This window comes from Bacterioplanoides sp. (assembly GCF_965226395.1).
GTDB lineage: Bacteria > Pseudomonadota > Gammaproteobacteria > Pseudomonadales > Oceanobacteraceae > Bacterioplanoides.
Map to the genome: position 1 here is coordinate 1737383 of NZ_OZ245358.1, position 20637 is coordinate 1758019.

General features: G+C 49.7%; 22 protein-coding genes and 1 riboswitch. Of the genes, 13 read left to right on the plus strand and 9 right to left on the minus strand.

Annotated features, from left to right (window positions below):
• Positions 1 to 8: 8 nt before the first annotated feature.
• From egtD to glmU, 3 genes are all read left to right on the plus strand, one after another.
• Positions 9 to 971 (plus strand): L-histidine N(alpha)-methyltransferase, encoded by a 963-nt coding sequence (gene egtD, locus ACO05E_RS07915; protein WP_419812435.1) that lies wholly within the window; start codon positions 9 to 11, stop codon positions 969 to 971.
• 124 nt (positions 972 to 1095) lie between these two features.
• A complete protein-coding gene (locus ACO05E_RS07920) occupies positions 1096 to 1944 on the plus strand; it encodes an HDOD domain-containing protein (RefSeq protein WP_419812436.1) in 849 nt (282 codons plus the stop codon).
• 151 nt (positions 1945 to 2095) lie between these two features.
• A complete protein-coding gene (gene glmU, locus ACO05E_RS07925) occupies positions 2096 to 3460 on the plus strand; it encodes a bifunctional UDP-N-acetylglucosamine diphosphorylase/glucosamine-1-phosphate N-acetyltransferase GlmU (protein ID WP_419812437.1) in 1365 nt (454 codons plus the stop codon).
• On the opposite strand, the gene ACO05E_RS07930 is transcribed toward glmU, so the two are convergent.
• Both ACO05E_RS07930 and ACO05E_RS07935 read right to left on the minus strand, forming a co-directional pair.
• Positions 3429 to 3926: a hypothetical protein gene (locus ACO05E_RS07930; protein WP_419812438.1), complete on the minus strand. Its 498-nt coding sequence runs from the start codon at positions 3924 to 3926 to the stop codon at positions 3429 to 3431. The two genes, glmU and ACO05E_RS07930, sit on opposite strands and share 32 nt — an antisense overlap.
• Entirely contained in the window at positions 3914 to 5176 is a 1263-nt protein-coding gene (locus ACO05E_RS07935) for a porin (RefSeq protein WP_419812439.1), read from the minus strand. Before ACO05E_RS07935 ends, ACO05E_RS07930 begins: the two co-directional genes overlap by 13 nt.
• Before the next feature lie 106 nt (positions 5177 to 5282).
• On the opposite strand from ACO05E_RS07935, the gene ACO05E_RS07940 reads away from it, so the two are divergent.
• Positions 5283 to 7361 (plus strand): putative bifunctional diguanylate cyclase/phosphodiesterase, encoded by a 2079-nt coding sequence (locus ACO05E_RS07940; RefSeq protein WP_419812440.1) that lies wholly within the window; start codon positions 5283 to 5285, stop codon positions 7359 to 7361.
• Positions 7362 to 7365: 4 nt separating this feature from the next.
• Here the strand turns inward: ACO05E_RS07940 and ACO05E_RS07945 are convergent, their stop codons facing one another.
• The 4 genes from ACO05E_RS07945 to htpX form a co-directional block, all read right to left on the minus strand.
• Positions 7366 to 7740 carry an AzlD domain-containing protein gene (locus tag ACO05E_RS07945; RefSeq protein ID WP_419812441.1) on the minus strand — a complete coding sequence of 125 codons (375 nt, stop codon included), beginning with the start codon at positions 7738 to 7740 and terminating at the stop codon, positions 7366 to 7368.
• 1 nt (position 7741) lies between these two features.
• Complete coding sequence (locus ACO05E_RS07950; protein ID WP_419812442.1) at positions 7742 to 8461, minus strand: AzlC family ABC transporter permease; 720 nt, start codon at positions 8459 to 8461, stop codon at positions 7742 to 7744.
• Positions 8458 to 8988, minus strand: coding sequence for a helix-turn-helix domain-containing protein (locus ACO05E_RS07955; RefSeq protein ID WP_419812443.1), 531 nt, complete (start codon positions 8986 to 8988; stop codon positions 8458 to 8460). Before ACO05E_RS07955 ends, ACO05E_RS07950 begins: the two co-directional genes overlap by 4 nt.
• Before the next feature lie 174 nt (positions 8989 to 9162).
• Entirely contained in the window at positions 9163 to 10050 is an 888-nt protein-coding gene (htpX, locus tag ACO05E_RS07960) for a protease HtpX (RefSeq protein WP_419812444.1), read from the minus strand.
• 254 nt (positions 10051 to 10304) lie between these two features.
• On the opposite strand from htpX, the gene ACO05E_RS07965 reads away from it, so the two are divergent.
• From ACO05E_RS07965 to ACO05E_RS08005, 9 genes are all read left to right on the plus strand, one after another.
• Entirely contained in the window at positions 10305 to 10523 is a 219-nt protein-coding gene (locus ACO05E_RS07965; RefSeq protein WP_419812445.1) for a hypothetical protein, read from the plus strand.
• Complete coding sequence (gene sodN / locus ACO05E_RS07970; protein ID WP_419812446.1) at positions 10523 to 11023, plus strand: superoxide dismutase, Ni; 501 nt, start codon at positions 10523 to 10525, stop codon at positions 11021 to 11023. Before ACO05E_RS07965 ends, sodN begins: the two co-directional genes overlap by 1 nt.
• A 25-nt stretch (positions 11024 to 11048) precedes the next feature.
• On the plus strand, positions 11049 to 11357 hold the full coding sequence (locus ACO05E_RS07975) for a S26 family signal peptidase (RefSeq protein ID WP_419812447.1): 309 nt from the start codon (positions 11049 to 11051) through the stop codon (positions 11355 to 11357).
• Positions 11358 to 11413: 56 nt separating this feature from the next.
• Positions 11414 to 11551, plus strand: a riboswitch (TPP riboswitch).
• A 56-nt stretch (positions 11552 to 11607) separates the two neighbouring features.
• Positions 11608 to 13794, plus strand: coding sequence for a TonB-dependent receptor (locus ACO05E_RS07980; RefSeq protein ID WP_419812448.1), 2187 nt, complete (start codon positions 11608 to 11610; stop codon positions 13792 to 13794).
• 138 nt (positions 13795 to 13932) lie between these two features.
• On the plus strand, positions 13933 to 14199 hold the full coding sequence (locus tag ACO05E_RS07985; RefSeq protein WP_419812449.1) for a YkoF family thiamine/hydroxymethylpyrimidine-binding protein: 267 nt from the start codon (positions 13933 to 13935) through the stop codon (positions 14197 to 14199).
• 50 nt (positions 14200 to 14249) lie between these two features.
• Positions 14250 to 14861 carry a nicotinamide riboside transporter PnuC gene (gene pnuC / locus ACO05E_RS07990; RefSeq protein WP_419812450.1) on the plus strand — a complete coding sequence of 204 codons (612 nt, stop codon included), beginning with the start codon at positions 14250 to 14252 and terminating at the stop codon, positions 14859 to 14861.
• Positions 14842 to 15690, plus strand: a complete 849-nt coding sequence (locus ACO05E_RS07995) for a choline/ethanolamine kinase family protein (RefSeq protein WP_419812451.1) — start codon at positions 14842 to 14844, stop codon at positions 15688 to 15690. Before pnuC ends, ACO05E_RS07995 begins: the two co-directional genes overlap by 20 nt.
• Before the next feature lie 54 nt (positions 15691 to 15744).
• Complete coding sequence (locus ACO05E_RS08000; RefSeq protein WP_419812452.1) at positions 15745 to 16863, plus strand: patatin-like phospholipase family protein; 1119 nt, start codon at positions 15745 to 15747, stop codon at positions 16861 to 16863.
• A gap of 138 nt (positions 16864 to 17001) precedes the next feature.
• Positions 17002 to 17205 carry a hypothetical protein gene (locus ACO05E_RS08005; protein WP_419812453.1) on the plus strand — a complete coding sequence of 68 codons (204 nt, stop codon included), beginning with the start codon at positions 17002 to 17004 and terminating at the stop codon, positions 17203 to 17205.
• Positions 17206 to 17233: 28 nt separating this feature from the next.
• Here ACO05E_RS08005 and ACO05E_RS08010 read toward each other — a convergent pair whose 3' ends face one another.
• The 3 genes from ACO05E_RS08010 to ACO05E_RS08020 are packed head-to-tail and all read right to left on the minus strand — an operon-like array spanning position 17234 to position 20607.
• The gene (locus ACO05E_RS08010) at positions 17234 to 18889 is read right to left on the minus strand and encodes a TonB family protein (RefSeq protein ID WP_419812454.1); all 1656 of its coding nucleotides are present in this window, start codon (positions 18887 to 18889) and stop codon (positions 17234 to 17236) included.
• An 11-nt stretch (positions 18890 to 18900) separates the two neighbouring features.
• The gene (locus tag ACO05E_RS08015) at positions 18901 to 19323 is read right to left on the minus strand and encodes a phosphate ABC transporter substrate-binding protein (protein ID WP_419812455.1); all 423 of its coding nucleotides are present in this window, start codon (positions 19321 to 19323) and stop codon (positions 18901 to 18903) included.
• A gap of 21 nt (positions 19324 to 19344) precedes the next feature.
• Positions 19345 to 20607 (minus strand): porin, encoded by a 1263-nt coding sequence (locus ACO05E_RS08020; protein ID WP_419812456.1) that lies wholly within the window; start codon positions 20605 to 20607, stop codon positions 19345 to 19347.
• Positions 20608 to 20637: the final 30 nt, after the last annotated feature.

Below are 20637 nucleotides of genomic sequence, written 5' to 3' on the forward strand. Positions count from 1 at the left end.
GACATCGAATGAAAAACAGTCAACTGCAGTTTTTTGATGATCATCCCCCCGCTGCTGATATTAAAACCGAGGTGTTGGCCGGGCTGGCTAAGCCGCAAAAAACACTGCCGGCTAAATACTTTTACGATGAACGTGGTTCTCAGCTGTTTGAAGCCATCACCACCTTGCCGGAATATTATCTCACCCGCACCGAAATCCGTTTGTTAAAACAATACGGCGGCGACATTGCCGAGCGTGTGGGTAAAGGTGCGGTGCTGATGGAATATGGCAGTGGTGCGAGTACTAAAATTCGTCTGATGCTGGAAGCGCTAAGGCCGGATTGTTATGTACCGATGGATATCAGCCGGGATTTTTTGATTGCGTCTTCCCAGCGGCTATTGGATGACTACCCCTGGTTAAGTATTTATGCCGGTTGTGTGGATTATTCCCAGCCAGTAGAACTGCCCCGGTCTTTAGAGCAGGCGAGTAACAAACTGGCGTTTTTCCCGGGCTCCAGCATGGGTAATTTTATGCCGGAGGAAGCGCAGGCATTTTTGCGCCGGGTACGTGCCACCATTGGTGATGACGGTCGTTTTTTGCTGGGGGTGGATCTGGATAAAGACGAGGCCATTCTGCACGCCGCGTATAACGATGCTCAGGGTGTGACCGCACAATTTAACAAAAACGTGTTACGCCATCTGAACCGTATGTTAAGCGCCAGCTTTGATGAAAGCCTGTTTGAGCATCAGGCACTGGTGAACAAAAGCCAGTCACGGGTGGAAATGCACCTGGTGAGTAAAGTGGATCAGATGGTGCACATTGCCGGAACCACCGTGGTGCTGCGCAAAGGTGAGTCATTACATACCGAGAACTCCTACAAATATCGGGTTGAATCATTGCAGTGGATGGCGCGGCAGGCCGGGTTTGAACTGGAAACCTATTGGACTGACGACAACCAGTACTTTGCACTGGTGATGCTGAAGGCGGTGTAAGCCGCTTTCAGAAACGGAATCTGAAGTGAGTCAAGAACAGTACAATTGACACATATATTTACTTAACAGTTGTCATTTCTGAACTAAGCTTGGCGGGTCATGTATAGATTTCAGTGACCCGTTTATGATTCAGATTTCTCAGGAAGTGATTGATGCCGTATCAAGCGGTTTTAATGTGCCTTCCAAGCCCCAGGTATTAACCGATGTGCAGCGTATCTGCGCCCAGGACGACCCCGATATGGCTGCCTTATCCGAGGTGATCGCCAGCGATATGGGCTTGTCATCGGCGATCCTGAAAACCATTAACTCGCCCTCGTTTGGTATGAATCGCGCGATCAGCGATATTCAGCAGGCGGTGATGTTGCTGGGTTTTAATGCCGTTTCGACGCTGGTGGCCGGTATCCTGATCAAGCAGAGCTTTAAGGGCGAAGCGGCCATCAGCTTTGAACGCTTGTGGGATAACGCCAGTCTGGTGGCCGATACCATGGTGTATATCGGTAAAAATATTGAGCACAAAATTCCACCGGAAAACCTCTACACCACAGGCTTGTTCCACGATTGTGGCATTGCCGCGATGAGTATGAAGTACCCGGATTATCGCGATACGCTGGTGGAAGCTAACCAGCGTGAAGACATTCAGCTGGTGGAGCTGGAAGATCAGCGTTATGCCAGTAATCACGCCATTGTGGGCTATTTTATTACCTCGGCCTGGGCCATTCCGCGGGATATTTGTCAGGTGGTGTTGCAGCACCACGCCAGGGACTTCCTCGATCAGAAACAGGACTCCTACGCCAAAATGGTGTACTCCACCCTGAAAGTGGCTGATAACATTGTGAATAATCTCAAGCGTCGCCACGACACCACGGATTGGGAACATATCAAAGACCGCTGTTTTGAACATTTAGGCATCACTGAGCATGAGTATCTTGATCTGTTGGAGGATATTGATGAGCAGTGGAATGCCGCGTTTTAAATCGACGCCATCTGTTCTAACCAACAGAGTGCGGTTATAGACAGAAAAGCACTGAGTTAGATAGAAAAGTACAGTGCTAGACAGACAACCGTGGCGGGCTACAATGGCCGCTATTGTTGTTTTCCCTTTCTCACAGACTTCAGGAATTACCATGACACTGGCTGTTGTTACCCTCGCCGCGGGCAAAGGTTCGCGCATGAAATCGGATCTGCCTAAAGTATTACACCCACTGGCGGGTCAGCCCATGCTGGCACATGTATTAGCCAGTGCGGCGCAATTGGGTGAGGCCAAACAGCATGTGGTGATTGGTCATGGTGCTGAAAAAGTGCGTGAGCAAATCCGTGGTTTTGACGTCAGCTGGGCAATGCAAACCGAGCAGAAAGGCACTGGTCATGCTGTGGCTCAGGCGATGCCGGAGGTCGACTCTGAGGCAACCGTGTTGGTGTTATACGGCGATGTGCCACTGATTCAAACCGACACCTTACAAAAACTGCTGGATGAAACTCACCAAGGGCAGAATCTGGCACTGTTAACGGTCGAGCTGGCCGATCCAAGCGGTTATGGCCGTATTGTGCGTGATGCCGCCGATAACATTCAGGCGATTGTTGAGCATAAAGATGCGACTGCCGAGCAGCATCAGATCCGCGAAGTGAATACCGGCATTCTGGCGGTATCAGCACGTTTATTAAACGAATGGCTGCCCAAATTGTCGGCCAATAACGCTCAGGGTGAATATTACCTGACCGATATTATTGCCATGGCGGTGGATCATGGCGTCGCTGTACGTGCTATTCATCCACACAATGAGTACGAAGTGCAGGGGGTCAATGATCGCCTGCAGCTGGCCGAACTGGAGCGGGTTTTCCAGCGCCAGCAAGCCGATGAGCTGATGCGTCAGGGAGTTTCTCTGGCCGATCCGGCGCGTATTGATATCCGTGGTTCACTGACGGTGGGTGCGGATGTCCGTATTGATGTCGGTTGTGTGTTTGAAGGTGATGTGACACTGGCCGATGGTGTTCATATTGGCCCTTACTGCGTGATTAAGAACGCCGTTGTTGGCGCCGCTACTCAGGTGGAATCCCACTCCCTGATTGATCAGGCTAACGTGGCTGCGGATTGTACCGTCGGGCCGTTTGCGCGCTTACGTCCCGGTGCAGAGCTGGCCGACGGTGCCAAAGTGGGCAACTTCTGTGAAGTGAAAAAGGCCGTGATTGGCCCGGGTTCCAAAGTAAACCATCTGACCTATATCGGCGATGCTGAGATTGGTGCGAATGCCAATATCGGTGCCGGTACCATCACTTGTAATTACGACGGTGTGAACAAGTTTAAAACCGAAATTGGCGACAACGCCTTTATTGGCTCGAACTCATCACTGGTAGCTCCGGTTAAGGTCGGTGCTGATGCCACCGTGGCAGCGGGCTCTGTGGTAACAAAAGAAGTAGCCGACGGCGAACTGGCCGTGGCTCGTGGTAAGCAACGTAATGTTAGTGGCTGGCAGCGTCCAGTGAAAAAATAATCTGCATCGACTCCGGCAATGGCGTAGCGGCGGGTAAATACCCGACGCTGTGCGGATGCTGCTTCAGATACTCCAGCAACGCTGACTCGTCATCCACTTCTTTGGGGGCTTTGCCCCGCCCGGTAAATTTCAGTTGTGCCCAATAGGCCTGAATCCGGGACTCTGATAAACCAATCACTTTGGCATTAAATAACGAACGGGTTCGGTTCCCCGGTGGCAGGGCAATCGGCGTCAGGTTATGACTTAACGATGCTCCCATAAATAAATTACGCACCTGTTCGCGGGTTAATAACAATCCGCCGTGTGTGTGTTGGCTGACCACAATCAGGCCGTCATCGCCCGGCACCGCATCCCGGCTTTGTTGGGTCTGGTCTCGCTGGGCATGACCGGTGGCCATCAGATGAAAGCTGACAGAGAACAGCAGAGCTGAGGCCAGGGCCTGTCGCCACAACATCAGAACACCCATTCCCAGCCCACCTGTAACAAGGTGGCATTCAGTTTGTTGTCCAGCTCCTGTGGTGCCCCAGTCGTGAAGCGGGTACCAAAAAAGCCACTGCGGGGGCTGGTTTCAGTGAAATAGCTGACCTCTGCTTTGAGAGCCATATTCATGCGTACATCCCAGCGAGTGCCGAGGGTGTAGCTATCGAGACTGCCATCCGGAACCGAGTCAAAAATCTGATAATACCCCCGGCTGAGTTCAGCCAGCGGATTGCCGGGTTGATTGCGCAGCGGCTGTAGCTCCTGTTGTGCCTGAACATCGGCATAAGCGCTGGCGGCGTAGGTAAAATGCACGGTCCAGTCGCCGCTCAGGTAGCCACCGGTGAGGTAATAGCCATCTAGCGAGGGCGCCAGATCCAGCTCAGTTTCGGCCCGGGTCCACTCCAGTTTCAGGAAGTGGCTCAGATGATCGTAGCTGAGAGCTGCCTGATAAAAGTTTGCCCGGCCATCGCCATCCAGAGAGCGGGCACTGTTGCTGAATCCGGTCTGTTGCAGCGACTGCTGCAGAGGATGCAATTGAGGCACATCGGTTTTATTGATTGCGGTGTTATACGACAGTCGCAAACTGAGGTTGTTGCTCGACAAGATCGCTGCAATACCACGCAGGTCTTCGACATCAGCTTTGATATCTACCCGGTTGCCGGACTGAATAATTTCACCATCAAAATGACCATAGAATCCTTCGAGGTGCAGGGCAAAATGACGTCCGGCGTAGTTATACGCAGCGCTGACACCGGTGAAGGTCGGAACCAGATAATTGTTATACACCTGCAGCGGCGGTGTGATCCAGTGGTAGGAATAACCTACATCAATACTGTCGCTGTAGGTGTAAAAAGGGGTACGCATTTTACCGGCACGCAACTGCCAGTGGTTGCTCGGTTGGTACGACACATACAGCCACTCGGTGCCGGATTCACGCTCCGGATTACTGTGTGCCAGAAACTGTCCGGTAATGGATAACTGGTCGGAGAAGGCATAGCTGGGTTGCAGAGCGATTAACGATTGCTCGGTTAGAGTGAGATCATCTTCATAACCATTCAGATTATCGGCCTCACTATCGAGGTAGCCAGCAATGACCCGGGCAAAACCAGAGACATCCAGCTGCTCACTGAGCTCCAGCGCCGTACTGTGAACCGATGCCAGCAACAGAATCATCAGACTAATGGCCCTGACTGGCTTGAATACCGTGCAATGAGCAGGCATGGTGAACATATCCATATGGTTACTGTTCTTATGTGGTTATTGTTTTTATGTAGTTAATGTTCTGATGGTGCTGACAAATTATAGCCAGTATCCGCAGAGATGTTGAATTAACGGGAGCCTTATGCTGATTAAAAGCATCCGAACGGCGGTGGTTCTGCTCAGCCTGATGTTTATGGGTGTGATTACCTGGTCGGTGCTTTCTCTGGCACTGACCGAGCACCGCCAGTTGTATGCTGATTATGTGGAAAGTGACCTCAATGCGTTGAGTGACAATATGGCCTCCGATCTGGTCTCTATCCTGGGGCAGGATGATCAGTTCTTTCAGCTAAAAACCTTATTACTTCAGCTCGTCCCCTACGAGCACGTTCAATATGCCGCTGTATATGATGCAAACTGGCAACGAGTGGACTTTTACCTCGGGGCTTCTGAGCAGGCATTACCCGAAAATCAACGGACTCGGATAGGTGATCAGCCACCTTATACCTTAGGCATTCATCATCAGGCCGGCTCGGTTCGGGTGGTGAAACGTATTGGTGACCCGGTTGCCACGCTGGGCTATCTGGTGATTGTGAATGATTTTCAGGGGCCACTGGATAACAGCACCCACAGCTTACTGATACACACCCTGCCAACTGCGGTTGCTGTGATGCTGTTATTAATGCTGGTGTTTTCGGTGTTAAGTAATCGCTGGTTAGCGCCGTTAACACACCTGTCTGAGTTTGCCCGCCGGGTGCAGAAGAGCAAAAACTATAATCTGACAGTGCCGTTAACCGGTCATTACGAAGTGTCGTCACTGGCGGATGATATCAACAATATGATGGAAGAAATCCGCAAAGAATCCGAGGCTAAGCAAGAATATGTGACGCTGCTGGAACGCCGTAAAGCGGATATGGAACACCTGGCAAACTACGACAGTCTGACCGGTCTGATGAACCGTAAATATTTTATCCACTGTTTACAGCAACGGATGGATACGGCTGTTGATCAGCAGAAGTCTTACGACCTGATGTTTATTGGTCTGGATGGTTTTAAAGGCGTGAATGACTCCTTAGGCCATGAAGTCGGAGATTTATTATTAGCCGGGGTTGCCGGGCGCTTAACCGCTTATGCACCGGTCAACGCGCAGGTATGCCGTCATGGTGGTGATGAATTTCTGATGTTGCTGGAGCACGATGCAGCAGGAACGGAGCTGGATACACTGGCGGCGGCGATTGTCAGTGGTCTGGCACAAAAATTCACCATCAGCTCATGGGAAGTGCGTATTACTGCCAGCATTGGTATTGCCCGCCAGTGTGAGCAGTATCAGGATATTCGTGAGCTGATCCGTGATGCCGATATCGCCATGTATGATGCCAAACACCGCGGTAAATCGCGCTTCAGTGTATTTGATGGGGTGATGATGGTGGAGCACCAGCGCCAGGTGGATATTGCCAATGCCATTGTACCGGCCCTGCAGAATAATGAATTCCATCTGCATTATCAGGCCAAGGTCACCGCCAACGGTAAACCGGCTGGTGCCGAAGCGTTAATCCGCTGGCACAGTGACACGCTGGGCACTGTGTCTCCAGCAGAGTTTATTCCGATTGCCGAACGCTCGGGCAAAATTACCGACATTACTCGCTGGGTGATTCAGCAAGTGTGTCTGGATATCCGCGACGTGCTGCTTCCGGCAAAGATCGAATTACCGGTTTCAATCAATCTGTCGGCCATTGATTTACAGAAGTACCACCTGGTGGGTGTGATCAAAGGAGCGTTTCTGAAATACGGCATTCCCCGTGGCATGGTGGAGTTTGAAGTTACCGAGTACTCGTACCTCGATAACCTGGAGGTCGCCAACAAATTCTTTGATGAAGTCAGTGCGCTGGGATGTAAGGTGGCGCTGGATGATTTTGGCACCGGTTATTCATCCCTGAGTTATCTGACCAAAATCCCGATTGATGTAATCAAAATTGATAAACAGTTTGTTGATAACATCGGTGCTTCACACCGCGACGACGCTCTGGTTCTGACCATTATTGAAATGGCAAAACGTCTGGGCATGTCGTTGTGCGCGGAAGGGGTCGAGAATAAAGAGCAGGTGTTGTTTCTGAACAGTTATGGCTGTCAGGTGATTCAGGGCTATTACTTCGCCAAACCCATGCGGCTGGAAGACTTTGTCTCTTTTGTGCAGCAAGGGCAAAAACGCCGCTGTCCGGCTTAACCACCTAAGCCGGTATCATCAACGCTATTCCAAAAGCCATTACGCCAGCCAGAATCGGTAATCCCATCGACCGGGTTTTACGCCATACCAATAACGTTGCCAGAATTCCTAAGCCGGTTGCCAGCCAGGCCGTCAGGCTATGATCACTGAGTACCTGATCGCCGGGCACCATGGATATACCACATAACGCCGCGGTGGTGCAGGAACCAAGAATTCCCAGCCAGGGTGGCAAAGCACTACTGCCATCCTGTTTCGCCAGATGTTTATGTACCCAGATAAAAGGCACCGCGCGCATAGCAAAGGTGCCTGCGGCAATCAGCAGCAAGGCAGGCCACAATGTCTGCTGAATAGTAACCGTTTGAATAACCGTGGTTTCCATATCACCCCCGTGTTTGCTTCAGTGAATCAATCATGTAATACAGCAAGGTGCCCAGTGCTGCAGCAACCGGAATGGCGGCATTGCTCCAGCCGACCAACTTCAGCCCCAGCGCGCAGGCCAGTGTGATCAGCAGGGTGATGCTCCATTGGCGAGAAGTAAACCGTGGTGCCAGCAACACCAGAAACAGAGCAGGCAGAGCAAATGGCATCACTTTGGCCAGAAACGGCCATTGAGCAATCAGCGTCTCGCCCATTTGAGCCCCAGCGGCGGTGCCGCCAACCCAGCTGAACCAGGCCAGTAACATAGCGCCGCTAAACCAGCTTTCACGTTGCGGCTGTGGAATGTGAGGTAGTCGCGCTAATGCCAGAGCAAAAATCTGATCGGTCAGGCCATGCATCAGCAGCACCGATTTCTTGTTCGCCGGTAATAAGGGAGCCAGATTCGGGCCATAGACCATATGTCGGGCATTAATCAGCAAGGTCATTCCCACGATCAGCCAAAGCGGTGCTCCGGAAGCGAACATAGCAACAAACAAAAACTGGGACGCACCGGCGTAGATCAGCGTGGAGATAAAAATGGTTTCCCATTGTGAAAAGCCAGCCTGAGTGGCGATCAGACCAAACGAAATGGCCACCGGAATATAACCGCCCAATAACGGCGTGGCTTCCTTGACCCCTTTTAGCCAGGCTTTCGGCGCTGATGTTGTACTGACCGTGCTCATGATGGTGTCTCTGATTCGTGATAGATCACGGTTAATAAACAGGTCGCTGGTTGTTCGCCGGTGCGGTAAAAGTGCGCTTCACTGGCAGCAAAGGTAAAGCTGTCTCCGGGCAATAAGGTCTGACTGTTGCTCTCGGTTCCGGCCTCAAGGCAACCACTGATCAGGGTTAATGTTTCGCGGGTGCCGGGCAAATGGGCATCAGAGCGATGCTCACTTTGGGCACTGCAATGCATCAGGTAGGCGTCGGTACAGGGAGTGCCTCGCCCCTGACTTAACAAGCGAACCTGAATCGTTTCATCGCCCATTGCCATATCGATGGGAGCAACCAGATTGCCAAACGGAATGTTCAGCTGCACCGCAAGTCGCCATAAGGTATCCAGTGTTGGGTTACTGTTACCCTGCTCTATTTTGGATAAATTGGATTTGGCGATACCCGCATCGGCCGCCAGCTGTGACAAAGAGATACCACGAGACAGACGTAATTGTTGCAGGTGCTGACCAAGGGTTTGCAGCGGTGATTCAGACATAGCATCACTCTGGGCTTATTTAAAATAAGTGTTCGATAAAAGAAACGTTTAATATATCGAACGTTCTATATATGAAACGATTGCGAGTCAAGCAAATACCCCCGTCCGTTATAAATGACAGGCACAAAAAAGCCCCTGTCAGCTTGGCTGACAGGGGCTTGATCGAACTGAAGCTCAGTTACCGTAACGCTGTTTCAGCGCATTGATTCGGTCATCCAGCGGTGGGTGGCTGGCAAATAATGCTGACAGCTTGCCTTCACCACGAATACCAAAAGCTACTAATTCACCTTGCAGGTCGCTTGGTTGATCGTAGCTTTGTTTCAGGGCTGCTAAAGCACCAGCCATGGCAGCAGGGCTGACCAATTCCGCACCAGCCTGGTCGGCGCGATATTCACGGCGGCGACTGAACCAGGCAACAATGGTGGATGCCAAAATACCCAGCACCATTTCGGCGATAAAGGTTGTGACATAAAACGCAATGCCTGGGCCGTCTTCATTTTTAAACACAGCACGATCAACGAAATTACCGATAATACGAGCGAAGAACATCACAAAGGCATTCACTACGCCCTGGATCAGCGCCAAGGTGACCATATCACCATTGGCAATATGACCAATCTCATGGCCCAGCACGGCTTTCACCTGCTCTTTATCCATTTTCTGTAGCAAACCGGTGGAAACTGCTACCAGAGCATCGTTTTTATTCCAGCCAGTGGCAAACGCATTGGGTGCATCAGAATGGAAAATCCCCACTTCCGGCATACCAATACCAGCTTTATCGGCCAATTCTTTTACGGTGGAGATCATCCACTGTTCACCCGCATTCTGAGGCTGATCAATGATTTGCACTCCCATGGACTTTTTTGCCATCCATTTGGAGATCAGTAGGGAAACAATGGAGCCAGCCATACCAAACACCAGACAGAATACCATCAGGTTCTGCAGGTTCAGGTTGTTACCGGAGCGCTCCAGGTAACTGCCCACGCCCAGTAATGACAAGGTCACACTGGCGACGGCAATGACCGCTAGGTTGGTGGCTAAAAACAGAAAGATACGCATCATCAGCGAAGTCCTCTTATCTGGTTAAATTCACGGAATTTGGAAGGTTGTTATAGCGCATAAGATGGCGTTTTTTGTGACATTTTCAAGAGAAAGCCTGAGTAAATCTGTCAGGAAGGGTCATGCCTGATAAATCGTTCAAAAAACAATCTTCAATATCGCAATGTTGCAATTGATAATTATTTTCAATAGGCTGAAGGAGCCATAACTTTAACTTAGTCTTTAAAAAAACAGACCATATCTAAAGAGGTAATTTCATGTTCCATTCTGCCAAGCAAATGCTGGTGGCTGTTGTGCTGTTATTAACAGCATCTGTTGCATCAGCCCACGTCGGCCATGACCACAGCAGCTGGGAAAGCCCGTTATTGCATGCCCTGTTTTATGGTGCCATCGCCTTTGCCGGTGTTTCCGCCATTCTGTTTGCGATGAAGAAAAGCAAAACCGCCAAACAAGAACAACACGGAGATCAGGAATAATGTTGCATACCGCTTTTTCTAAACTGGATGCCCTGCTGGGCTTTGAACGTGCCGACGCCCATTGTGATATTCCCTGTAAAATTTACGATCCTCAGATTGCTCAGATCGCTGCTCTGAGTGTGATTCGGTTTACTGATCTGATTCAGGAACTGGCGGCCAAAGATGAACTGACACTGGCTGATCAGGCACAGCTGTCACGTTTGGTGCGTGAGAAAGAAATTCACGCCGCCAAAGTAAAAGACGAAGTACGCACCATCTGGGGTGATTACTTTAAGCAGCCACAATTCGAAAAATACCCCAACACCAATGAGCTGGTGCACAGCATCATGCTGGCCGGTTCAGCTTGTAAGCAACACATCGGCCGTGAACCGGCAGAAAAGCTGCTGACGCTGGTAAACGAATTTGCGGCCAGCTTCTGGGCAACCAAAGGAGTTGATACCTTTACCGTTACCTGCCCTTACCCGCCGGAAGAACAGGTGGTGTATCCGAAGCTGGGCTGAGCATTCAGAGTGTTGAGGATTTATAGTGCTGAGGATTCATAAAGTACGGGGACAGAGCATGTCCCCGTCTTACCAGGATAGCGATTACGTTATCAGCCGACGTAATCTCTGGCACCGTTATCAGGTCGGCGATGTGGTGGTTGTACGCCATCCAACGCTGGGCACTCTGATCAAACGGATCGCTGCCGTCAGCTGCGATTATGAATTCTGGCTGCAGGGCGATAATCCGCAGAGCACCAGCAGTGCGGCGATGGGCTGGCTGGCACCGAGTTGCATTCTGGGCAAAGTGCGCTGGCATATCAAAGCGCGCCAGCCGTCGTCTGCCCGCATCTGAACTCTTTATCTTCTGGCCTGACCTTGGGGATTGTCGACAATGGCAGTATCATGGTGCGTATTCCCAGGGGGTGGCCCAGGTTTTATAACCTGAACTGTAATGGCCTGAGACGCGAATATTTACTCATGGTAAATCGCGAACTCCTTGAACCTGATCCGGTTGATACCGGCGTAGGAATGGGGAGCTTTATAGCCACGTTTTCTTCACGCTTTATGACCGGGTCCCTTGTTTTACTCAACAGGAAGACCTGATGAATCACGTTTTAAAACCTGCTTTTCTTTTATCGCCTTTGGCGCTGGCAATGTCACTGCCACTATCGGCTCAGGCTGAAACCGCTGACCTTGATACGGTAGCTGATCTTGATACGGTAACTGTGAGCGCCGACTTCCGTCAGACCGATGTACAAAGCATTCCCGAAGCGGTCACCGTGGTCTCCGATACTCAGATCGAACAGCGCAGTGCTGAACATCTGGAGCAGATCTTAAGCTTTGCGCCCAATGTGAATTTTTCATCCGGCAGTTCTCGTGGCCGTTATTTTCAAATTCGTGGTATTGGCGAGCGTAGCCAGTTTATTGATCCGGTTAACCCGTCAGTGGGTTTAATGATTGATGGCATCGATATGACGGGTTTAGGTGGCGCTGCAACCTTGCTGGATATTGAGCAGGTAGAAATTTTACGTGGCCCACAAGGCACCCGCTTTGGTGCCAACGCCCTGGCAGGCATGATTAATATTCAATCCAAAGCGCCGACCAAAGAAACCGAAGGGTTTGTTGCGGCGAAGGTCGGTAACTATGGCACACACGGGCAAAGTGGTGCGATCTCCGGTGGGCTAAGCGATAACGTGCAGGGTCGTTTAGCAGTCAGCAGTTTTAAGACTGACGGCTATATGGAAAATGATTTTCTGGATAAAGAAAACACCAACAATATTGATGAGGTGGTGTTACGCGGAAAATTAGCGGCGCAGCTGTCGGAGCAAACCGACCTGAACTTCACTTATTTTTATACCGATATTGATAACGACTACGATGCCTTTTCTCTGGATAACGATCGCACCACTTATTCGGATCAACCGGGTGTTGATGCGCAGGAAAGTCACTCATTTGCGTTAACGCTCAACTCGGAATTATCGGACGCTGTATTACTGCAAGCGACTCTTGCTACGACTAAAGCGGATGTAGAATACAGCTTTGATGAAGACTGGGCTTTTGGTCAGTACACCTTTTTGCCAGATGAGCCGGAATACCAGGCAGATCCTTGTGATACAACTCAAGGGCCGTGTTTAGCTGACTTCGATGGTTATAGCTCATTTGATCAATATCTGCGCGACTATAAACGTCATAGTCTGGATCTGCGTTTATTGTCGGGTGTCAACGGACGTATTTTTGCTGATACCACCGATTGGGTGGTTGGCTTATATGTGCTGCAACGGGACGAAGAATTAACCCGTAATTACACCTTTGACTCTCAATATCAAAGTGATTTAACCGCCACCAGTTATTCCGTGTATACGGAATTCACTACCAATCTTTCAGCGGACAGTCGCATTATTTATGGCGTTCGTGGTGAGCAGTGGCGCAACGATTTTGACAATACTTTAGCGACTGACAGTGATGAAACTGAAAACCTGTTTGGTGGCAAAATCACCTTCGAAAGTTTATTAACGCTGGAGCATCTGGCTTATGCCAGCATTGCCCGTGGTTATAAACCAGGCGGTGCTAACTCTTCAAATGTGATCAGTGAAGATAACCGGGTGTTTGATACCGAATTTAATAACACGCTGGAGTTCGGTTTAAAGTCCTCGTTATTGGATGATCAGTTAACCACGCGGGTTGCCGCTTTTGTGATTCAGCGTAAAGATCAGCAGGTAAAACAATCCTTCGTTAGCCAGCGCGACGATGGCTCATTTAAATTTACCGATTTTATTGCGAATGCAGCCGAAGGTCGTAATCAGGGAATTGAACTGGAGTCGAGCTGGCAGCTGCACTCTGCGTTACGCTGGGATGTTTCGTTAGGCTATCTGGACACCGAATTTGTTGATTACGAATTCAACGCCAGAGATGAGGATGATCCACAACGCATCATTGATCAGGATGGCCGGGCACAAGCCCATGCGCCGGAATACAGCTATGCAACCGCATTTCATGTACAGGCGACAGATCGTGTCAGCTTGATTCTGGAAGCTGAAGGAAAAGATGAATTTTATTTTTCGGATAGCCACGATGAACAATCCAAACCTTATACGTTATGGCACGCTCGCCTGGCTTATACCGATGGACCATTCCAGGCTTCTGTTTACGGGCGTAACCTGACGGATCAGGATCAAGAAGTGCGTGGTTTTAGTTTCCCTAATGATCCGCGTGATGGCTACAGTAACAGCCGCTGGACGCAATTGGGTGAGCCACGTTTAATTGGTATCGAAGGTAAATATTCGTTCTGAACCAGAAATAAAACCTGAGGCATTACTCCGCAACACGCCCTAAATACATCCCTGTAGGCTCGGCTGCCGCATCCCTGCGGCAGACGGTTGCGGTAGCAATACCTCAGGCTTCATTTCCTTTTATTATGAGGGAAAACCATGCAACTCTCTGTCGAAATCAGCAAGTACCCATTAGCCGACGACTATATTCCAGCCATCAAAGATTTTATTGAGCGATTAAATCAGGTCGCCGGATTATCGGTTGTCACCAACACCATGAGTACTCAGGTATTTGGTGACTATGATCTGGTGATGAACACTCTTAATGCCGAAATAAAACGCTCTTTTGAACAATTCGGAAAATCCATTTTTGTGTGTAAATTTATCGGCACCAATTTAGATCCGGCCCTTAAACCACACGGTTAATATAGTACCTCACGGTTAATGCAGAGCTTCACGGCTAAACGGACATTTTTATGAACGATATTCTTAGCGCAATTATCAGCGCCGCGCAGGCAACCAGCCAATGGGAAATCATTGCCTTTGCTTTTGGCATTGCCTATCTGTTGCTGGCGATAAAACAAAATCCGTTGTGTTGGTATGCCGGGTTTATTAATACCGGCATTCTGGCCTGGTTATTCTGGGATGCCAGTCTGGTGATGGAATCGGCGCTGAATATTTATTATTTATTAATTGCTATTTATGGCTGGTGGGCGTGGCGCCATGGTAATGCTGAAGCCACGCAGGAATTAGCCATCCAACGATGGCAATTACCCCAGCACCTGATTGCCGCCGTGGCTATTGTTGGCCTGACCCTGCTTTCAGGGTCTTTGCTGGCGGCCAATACGGATGCCGCAGTGCCATTTTTCGATTCTTTTACCACCTGGGGCGCGGTAATCACCACCTGGATGGTGACCCGCAAAGTGTTAGAAAACTGGCTGTACTGGCAGCTATTTAATAGTTGTGCAATTTACCTGTATTGGCAGGCGGAGCTGTATCTGATTGCTGTGCAAATGGCGATTTATTTAGGGCTCGCTATTGTTGGCTGGTTTAAATGGAAAAAAGACTATGAGCACCAGCTCAATTGATTTACGAAGTATTTTAGACGACTGGCCGCGCTGGAATATTACCACCAGCCGGCCTGACGTCAGCCAATTTGAAAAAATACCAGCCGGGCTCACCAATCAGAACTATATTCTGCATCTGGAGCATGGCCGTTACGTTATTCGTTTTGACGCACTAAATAGTGACGAACTGGATATTAATCGTGATGCCGAATATCACATTCATCAGATGGTTGTTGAAGCCGGGTTGGTAAGTCCGGTTATTTATCGTCATCCAACGACTCCGCGATATTGGATTCGCCAATATATGGCAGGGCAGCCACTCTCGGCTGAAGCTCTTAATCAAACACAGCTCAATCAAATTATAAGCGTGTTAAAAACCCTGCATCAGATTCAACCCGATTATCCACTGCCAACACTTTCTCTGGTGGATAAAGCACAGCAATATATTGATATTATCCACCAGTCGAGTGAGGTATCACCGGCGTTGGAGGAAGCATTTAATCGGCTGCTGTTAATACTGAAAGCAGCACCGGATCAAACACCTTGCTTGTGCCATATGGATGCAATGTTAAGCAACTGGATTAGTACCGAACAGGGTTTGCAGTTAATGGACTGGGAATATGCCGGGCTCGGCCATCCATTATGGGATCTGGCAACCGTTAGTATCGACGCTCAGTTAAATAAACAGCAGCAACAATATATGTTGCAACAATATTATGTAAATAAACCGTGGAGCCAGGATGGCTGGCAGCTGGCGAAACAACAAATATCCGGCTTAGCTGCTCTGTGGTACGGCGCTCAAGGCTTATGGCCGTTGGAGAAAGTGAGCGATGAATTAACCGCGCTTTGAGGCGAGTGCGGAATCTGGTTCAATAAACGCATAAAAATATCACTGAGTAATACCATGGCTGCCTCACTCTTCCCCTCATCCTCACATCCTCAACATATCCATAAAAAACCATTTCCATTAAAAGTGTTTGCCGGTGAGGAAGCGCTGGCCCATATTCGTGAGCAGGGTTTATGCGCCGACGATATTGCCATGGTACTGGGGGCTTCGGGCGGGCCTAAGTGGTTATCGCTGGCGGCGATTGATCGTTATTTATTATCACACTGGTTTGCTCAGCGCGAAAAACCGCTGCACCTGTTGGGTACGTCGGCTGGCGGCTGGCGTCTTGCGTGTTATGCCCAGCAAGACCCGCTGGCTGCACACGCCCGTTTTCAGGAAGCGTATATTTCGCAGAATTATTCTGACCAGGCCACGGCCCGGGAAATTGCCGAAGGCTGTTCTCATATTCTCGATGAAGTGCTGGGGGAGCAGGGTGCGGAGCAGATTATTAATCACCCGGTGATGCGCTATCACACCATTATTACCCGCTGTCGTGGCTTAGCCGCAAGTGATCAGAAGCAGATTCAAACCTTGGGCATGGCCGGGGCACTAATTGCTAATCTGATTGCCCGCCCGGCTATGCGACCTTTTATTGAACGCACTTTGATGCATCATCCGGAAAAACCACCGATTGATCATTTCCCTCATTTACCCGCAGCGCAGGCAACGCTAACAAGCCAGAATCTGAAACCGGCGTTATTAGCGACCGGAGCCATTCCGCTGGTGATTGCGGGTGTGCGTCATATTGCCGGAGCGCCAAAAGGAACCTATCGGGATGGTGGCATCAGTGACTATCAATTTGATTTGCCGGTATTTCCCGATAACGGCTTTGTGTTGTATCCGCACTATTTTGCCAGAGCGCCAAAAGGTGGCTGGTTTGATAAAAAATTACGCTGGCGCAGTGCTGCCCGACAGCACTACAAACGCACCATTATTATTGCCCCAAGCTGGGAGTTTGCCGCCACATTACCGGGCGGGCGCATTCCGGATTTACAGGACTTCCGCGATTATAAATACCCACAACGTCGCCAGCGCTGGGACACCGCCTTGCAGCAATGTGAAGCATTAGGCGAGGCGATGGCCGAACTGGATCAGACTAATGGCTGGAGTAAAATTGTTGAGCCGCTTCCCTGGTAATGCAGTTGACCCTGGTAAAGAGCCACAAGAATATCATTTGTAAAATCCGGTTAACTTTGCGGAAAGTGAATATCTTATTCTGAACGGCTCTTTATACTAGCGTCTTTCATCCATAGCGTCTGGCAGGAGAGCCGAATCATGAAAAACGTATTTATTATTACCGCCGTATTATCTCTGGCCGCGTGTGCCCATCAGGATAAAGTGGTGTCTGTGGCGAAAGAACATGCCAGCCCGGTTTATGAAACCTGCATGAAAGAATATCAGCGCACCATGACTGAAGAACTGGCGCGTGAGCGTTGTGCTGAAAAACTGAAAAAAGGTTATGAATCCGCCACTAAATAACAGCGGATTCGGGTGATTCCGGTTTTCATTAAAGCCGGAACTGATAGTTCAACAGGATGTTGAGCGATTGCCCGTCAGGCGTCGGACCAAACGGTGCGGCGTCTTCAATTGCCTGGCGCAACGCCCGGTTTAATTCACGATGACGACTTAATTGCTGGTTCTTCAGCGTGATAATTTCTCCGCTGCCATCCAACTGAATTTCAATAACGACCTCTCCTTGTTTTTTCAATACCTTTGCCGTTTTAGGGTATACCAGATTATCGATCACTGCTGTCCGAACCCGCTGTTGATAACTGCTTGGTTGTGCCGTTTGTTCGGTGCCGGTACCTATTTTAATACTGGCTTCGGTTTCTTCCTTTATCTCCGCTGTTTCCTCGGGCTCAGTGGACGTTAACGGTTTCAGGCTGGATGGTCGTTGTGGCTTGGCAACGGGTGTTAGGTTATTGCCGTTTAATAAAAACAAATAACTCAGGGTAAATTGCCAGGATGTGTCGTTCAGATCAGCAGGCGGCTTTACCTGAGCGCTGATTACTTGAGCCGCGCGCTGAACTTCTTCTGATAATAATTCTGGCTGATCGGGCGTCGCGTTTTGCAGGCCAATAATCTCACCATCCTGATTAAAGGTCAGCACCAGCTGAATATGACCTTCCTGATCAAATTGCCTGGCCCAGGGTGGGTAACGCACTTCGTTATTTAACGCTTGTTGCAATTGCCAGTGATACAACTTCTGATAATACGCCTGTTGCTCGGCCAGTTCCTGGCGGCGTTGTTTTTCTTGCTGTTTTTGCTTTTGTAGTTGTCTTTGCCGTTGTAGTTGGAGTTGCAGCTGTGCTTGTTGTTGCTGCAGTTCGGTTTGTTGCCGAGCTTTCTCGGCGGCTTGTTGCTCGGCTAACCGTGCCGCAGCTTGTTGTTCCGCTAACCGAGCTGCGGCTTTTTCTTGCTGTATTTTTTTCAGACGTTGCTGTTCTTTAGCGCGATCTTGTTCTGCCAGGCGCTGTTGTTCTTTAAGTCGGTTTTGTTCGGCAAGACGCTGCTCTTTGATACGTTGCTGCTGCGCCAAACGTTGCTGTTCAAGTTGTTGATTCCAGCGGCTGAATAAACCCACCCGGGCTGGAGGTAACGAATGATTTTCAATTTGTTGCTGGGCGCTGGGGTTGAGTTTATTGCCCAGTATCTGATCGCGGAATTCACGCGATGGCGGAAATTTTCCCACCCAGGTATTAAATAAATACCGGAATAACGTCTGATCATTGGTCTCAATGGCGAGTTCATTATTCAGGTAAACCCAACTGCCCTGTGCTGAGGCGTCAATGCGGATTTCATCACCAGCTTCGAGGTTGCCCTGCGGTAAACGGATAAACGCCATTAATGCCTGACGCTGTTGCTGGTTTTGCGGTAATTCCTGATTATTAATGGCGATGTTGCTTTGCCATTGCTCTTGCCATTTTCGCGGTGTCCAACGGGTTAATACAACCAGGCGCATGCGCTTGAAGTTGTCGCTGCTACGAATGGTGTCGGCCGATTGTGTCGCTTGTGGCAGGTAAAGCGCGGCCGAATAATAGTCGCGCGTCAGGTGGTTATAAATGGCGCTGCCGTTACGAACAAGATCCGCTGCCAGTGCCTGATTGATGGTTAGTATCAGCAAGCTGGTTAACACAAAAAACGACAACAGAGAGCGGATCATTGGCAGACCTTTTATTTAAAACGGTGAATCACAACAACCGTAGCATCCAGGTCTTTGCTATCAAGATAGCCAATGGCCTTTTTGCTGGCAGCAACTTTTTGCTTCATCTCTTCAGCGTTGTCGGCCGTTTTAGGTGGCTTTTGTTTGCCAGCAAAAATACGGCGAGACCAGTAGCTATTTAATTGTGATTCGGTTTTGCCGAGATAACGCTCAGCAAATTCCGCCCGAGACTCGCTGCCTTTGGGCAGGTCATAGGTAACGGCACTGCTGCCATCCGGAAATTGCGAGGTTTTACCCAGAAAAATACGTTTGATTTCTTCCTGCTCCAGGCCGGTATAGGTGTTGGAATTATTCACGCTAACAATCACAACGACTTCCGCCGCCGCACTGACGCTGAGCGCACATAACAAACATAAGGTGCTGATTAATTTCATCTTTACTACTCCGGACCCTGATTAAAATACCAGCTGTAACGCTAAGCGGTATAAGTTAGCGGAACGGCCAGGCTGGCCTCGGTTGGTTTCTTCATCGTGATGGGTCACGTCAAATTTCAGGGCGGTGGCCGCATCCAGGTCGTAACGCACACCCAGTGTGACGCTGTCGTCTTCACCCTGCAGGTTCAGCAGCTTTTGTAATTCACCTTTTTGTCCACTATCAACCCGGTCACGGGAGGCAGAGTAGGTGGCGTGAACGGTTAAATCGTTAAAGCGTTTGGCAGCGCTGGCGAGCCAGGCAAAGTTATCCACCAATAAACCGGATTCATAATCCAGATAGGTGCCTTCCACAACAAAACTGTAGTCGCCATTGTCGTAAGTGGTGGCAAGGTTGAAGTAGCGGGTCAGCTTATCTTCCAGTGTGAAGTCTTCAATCACATCGTCGCTGATACCGTTGGCTGTGCCCACGATGTCAGCAAACAGCTGGGCAGAATCAATCCGGCGATAGCCTTCGGCAGCTAATGTCTGTTGCGCCTGACCTAATGCCAGCAGAGGGTCAACACCTTGTTGCAGAGCGCTCAGAGTCGCCAGTTTGACCGCCTCGTTAGCCTGGGTCTGTAATTCCAGATTCATACTGGTTTGCTGATAACCAATCCGGTGGGTGAAATCACCACTGAACAAGGTCAGGGAAATACCGTTAATTTTATCCAGTTCAGATTCATAATCTTCGCCAAATAACTCAATGTCTTTATGGCGGCGGCCGCTGTTAATCTGCACCTGAGCATCATGATTACCCAGGCTGAAACGGTGGGTGATATCTACACCGTCATAATCATCAAACGGGATGGCATACACATCAGAAGGTGGGCTGATCCAGTTATAGGCGTAACCCACATCGAGGAATTCGGAATAATAGAAGAACGGAACCCGTAAGCGGCCGGCACGTAATTCGGTGCTGTCGGTCAGTGCGTGGGATAAAAACGCCAGTGAGGTTTCAACGGCATAATCGTTCTCGGCCCGGGCGATGCCCTGCACCGTGGCCTGAGTGCGTTCGGTCAGAGGTTTGCTGATCTGCAGGCCAATAGCGGTGTCCTGCTCAAAAAAGGTGGGATCGCCACTTTCATACGACTCGATGGTGACATAATCGTGATCGAGATAATTCACCCCCAGATTCACAAAACCATAAACACTGAAGTCGTTATCGTCCGCTGCCAAAGCGGATGTGGATGCTGCCGTTGCTATCGCCAGGGCTAACATATGGCGTCTTTCTTGAATGATTCGCATTTCTACCTCCGAAAACAGAAACGCGAGTTT

Excerpts from the sequence above, each read along its gene's own strand:
- egtD (WP_419812435.1), top strand. The coding sequence starts at position 9 with ATGAAAAACAGTCAACTGCAGTTTTTTGATGATCATCCCCCCGCTGCT.
- ACO05E_RS07920 (WP_419812436.1), top strand. The coding sequence starts at position 1,096 with ATGATTCAGATTTCTCAGGAAGTGATTGATGCCGTATCAAGCGGTTTT.
- glmU (WP_419812437.1), top strand. The coding sequence starts at position 2,096 with ATGACACTGGCTGTTGTTACCCTCGCCGCGGGCAAAGGTTCGCGCATG.
- ACO05E_RS07930 (WP_419812438.1), bottom strand. The coding sequence starts at position 3,926 with ATGGGTGTTCTGATGTTGTGGCGACAGGCCCTGGCCTCAGCTCTGCTG.
- ACO05E_RS07935 (WP_419812439.1), bottom strand. The coding sequence starts at position 5,176 with ATGGATATGTTCACCATGCCTGCTCATTGCACGGTATTCAAGCCAGTC.
- ACO05E_RS07940 (WP_419812440.1), top strand. The coding sequence starts at position 5,283 with ATGCTGATTAAAAGCATCCGAACGGCGGTGGTTCTGCTCAGCCTGATG.
- ACO05E_RS07945 (WP_419812441.1), bottom strand. The coding sequence starts at position 7,740 with ATGGAAACCACGGTTATTCAAACGGTTACTATTCAGCAGACATTGTGG.
- ACO05E_RS07950 (WP_419812442.1), bottom strand. The coding sequence starts at position 8,461 with ATGAGCACGGTCAGTACAACATCAGCGCCGAAAGCCTGGCTAAAAGGG.
- ACO05E_RS07955 (WP_419812443.1), bottom strand. The coding sequence starts at position 8,988 with ATGTCTGAATCACCGCTGCAAACCCTTGGTCAGCACCTGCAACAATTA.
- htpX (WP_419812444.1), bottom strand. The coding sequence starts at position 10,050 with ATGATGCGTATCTTTCTGTTTTTAGCCACCAACCTAGCGGTCATTGCC.
- ACO05E_RS07965 (WP_419812445.1), top strand. The coding sequence starts at position 10,305 with ATGTTCCATTCTGCCAAGCAAATGCTGGTGGCTGTTGTGCTGTTATTA.
- sodN (WP_419812446.1), top strand. The coding sequence starts at position 10,523 with ATGTTGCATACCGCTTTTTCTAAACTGGATGCCCTGCTGGGCTTTGAA.
- ACO05E_RS07980 (WP_419812448.1), top strand. The coding sequence starts at position 11,608 with ATGAATCACGTTTTAAAACCTGCTTTTCTTTTATCGCCTTTGGCGCTG.
- ACO05E_RS07985 (WP_419812449.1), top strand. The coding sequence starts at position 13,933 with ATGCAACTCTCTGTCGAAATCAGCAAGTACCCATTAGCCGACGACTAT.
- pnuC (WP_419812450.1), top strand. The coding sequence starts at position 14,250 with ATGAACGATATTCTTAGCGCAATTATCAGCGCCGCGCAGGCAACCAGC.
- ACO05E_RS07995 (WP_419812451.1), top strand. The coding sequence starts at position 14,842 with ATGAGCACCAGCTCAATTGATTTACGAAGTATTTTAGACGACTGGCCG.
- ACO05E_RS08000 (WP_419812452.1), top strand. The coding sequence starts at position 15,745 with ATGGCTGCCTCACTCTTCCCCTCATCCTCACATCCTCAACATATCCAT.
- ACO05E_RS08005 (WP_419812453.1), top strand. The coding sequence starts at position 17,002 with ATGAAAAACGTATTTATTATTACCGCCGTATTATCTCTGGCCGCGTGT.
- ACO05E_RS08010 (WP_419812454.1), bottom strand. The coding sequence starts at position 18,889 with ATGATCCGCTCTCTGTTGTCGTTTTTTGTGTTAACCAGCTTGCTGATA.
- ACO05E_RS08015 (WP_419812455.1), bottom strand. The coding sequence starts at position 19,323 with ATGAAATTAATCAGCACCTTATGTTTGTTATGTGCGCTCAGCGTCAGT.
- ACO05E_RS08020 (WP_419812456.1), bottom strand. The coding sequence starts at position 20,607 with ATGCGAATCATTCAAGAAAGACGCCATATGTTAGCCCTGGCGATAGCA.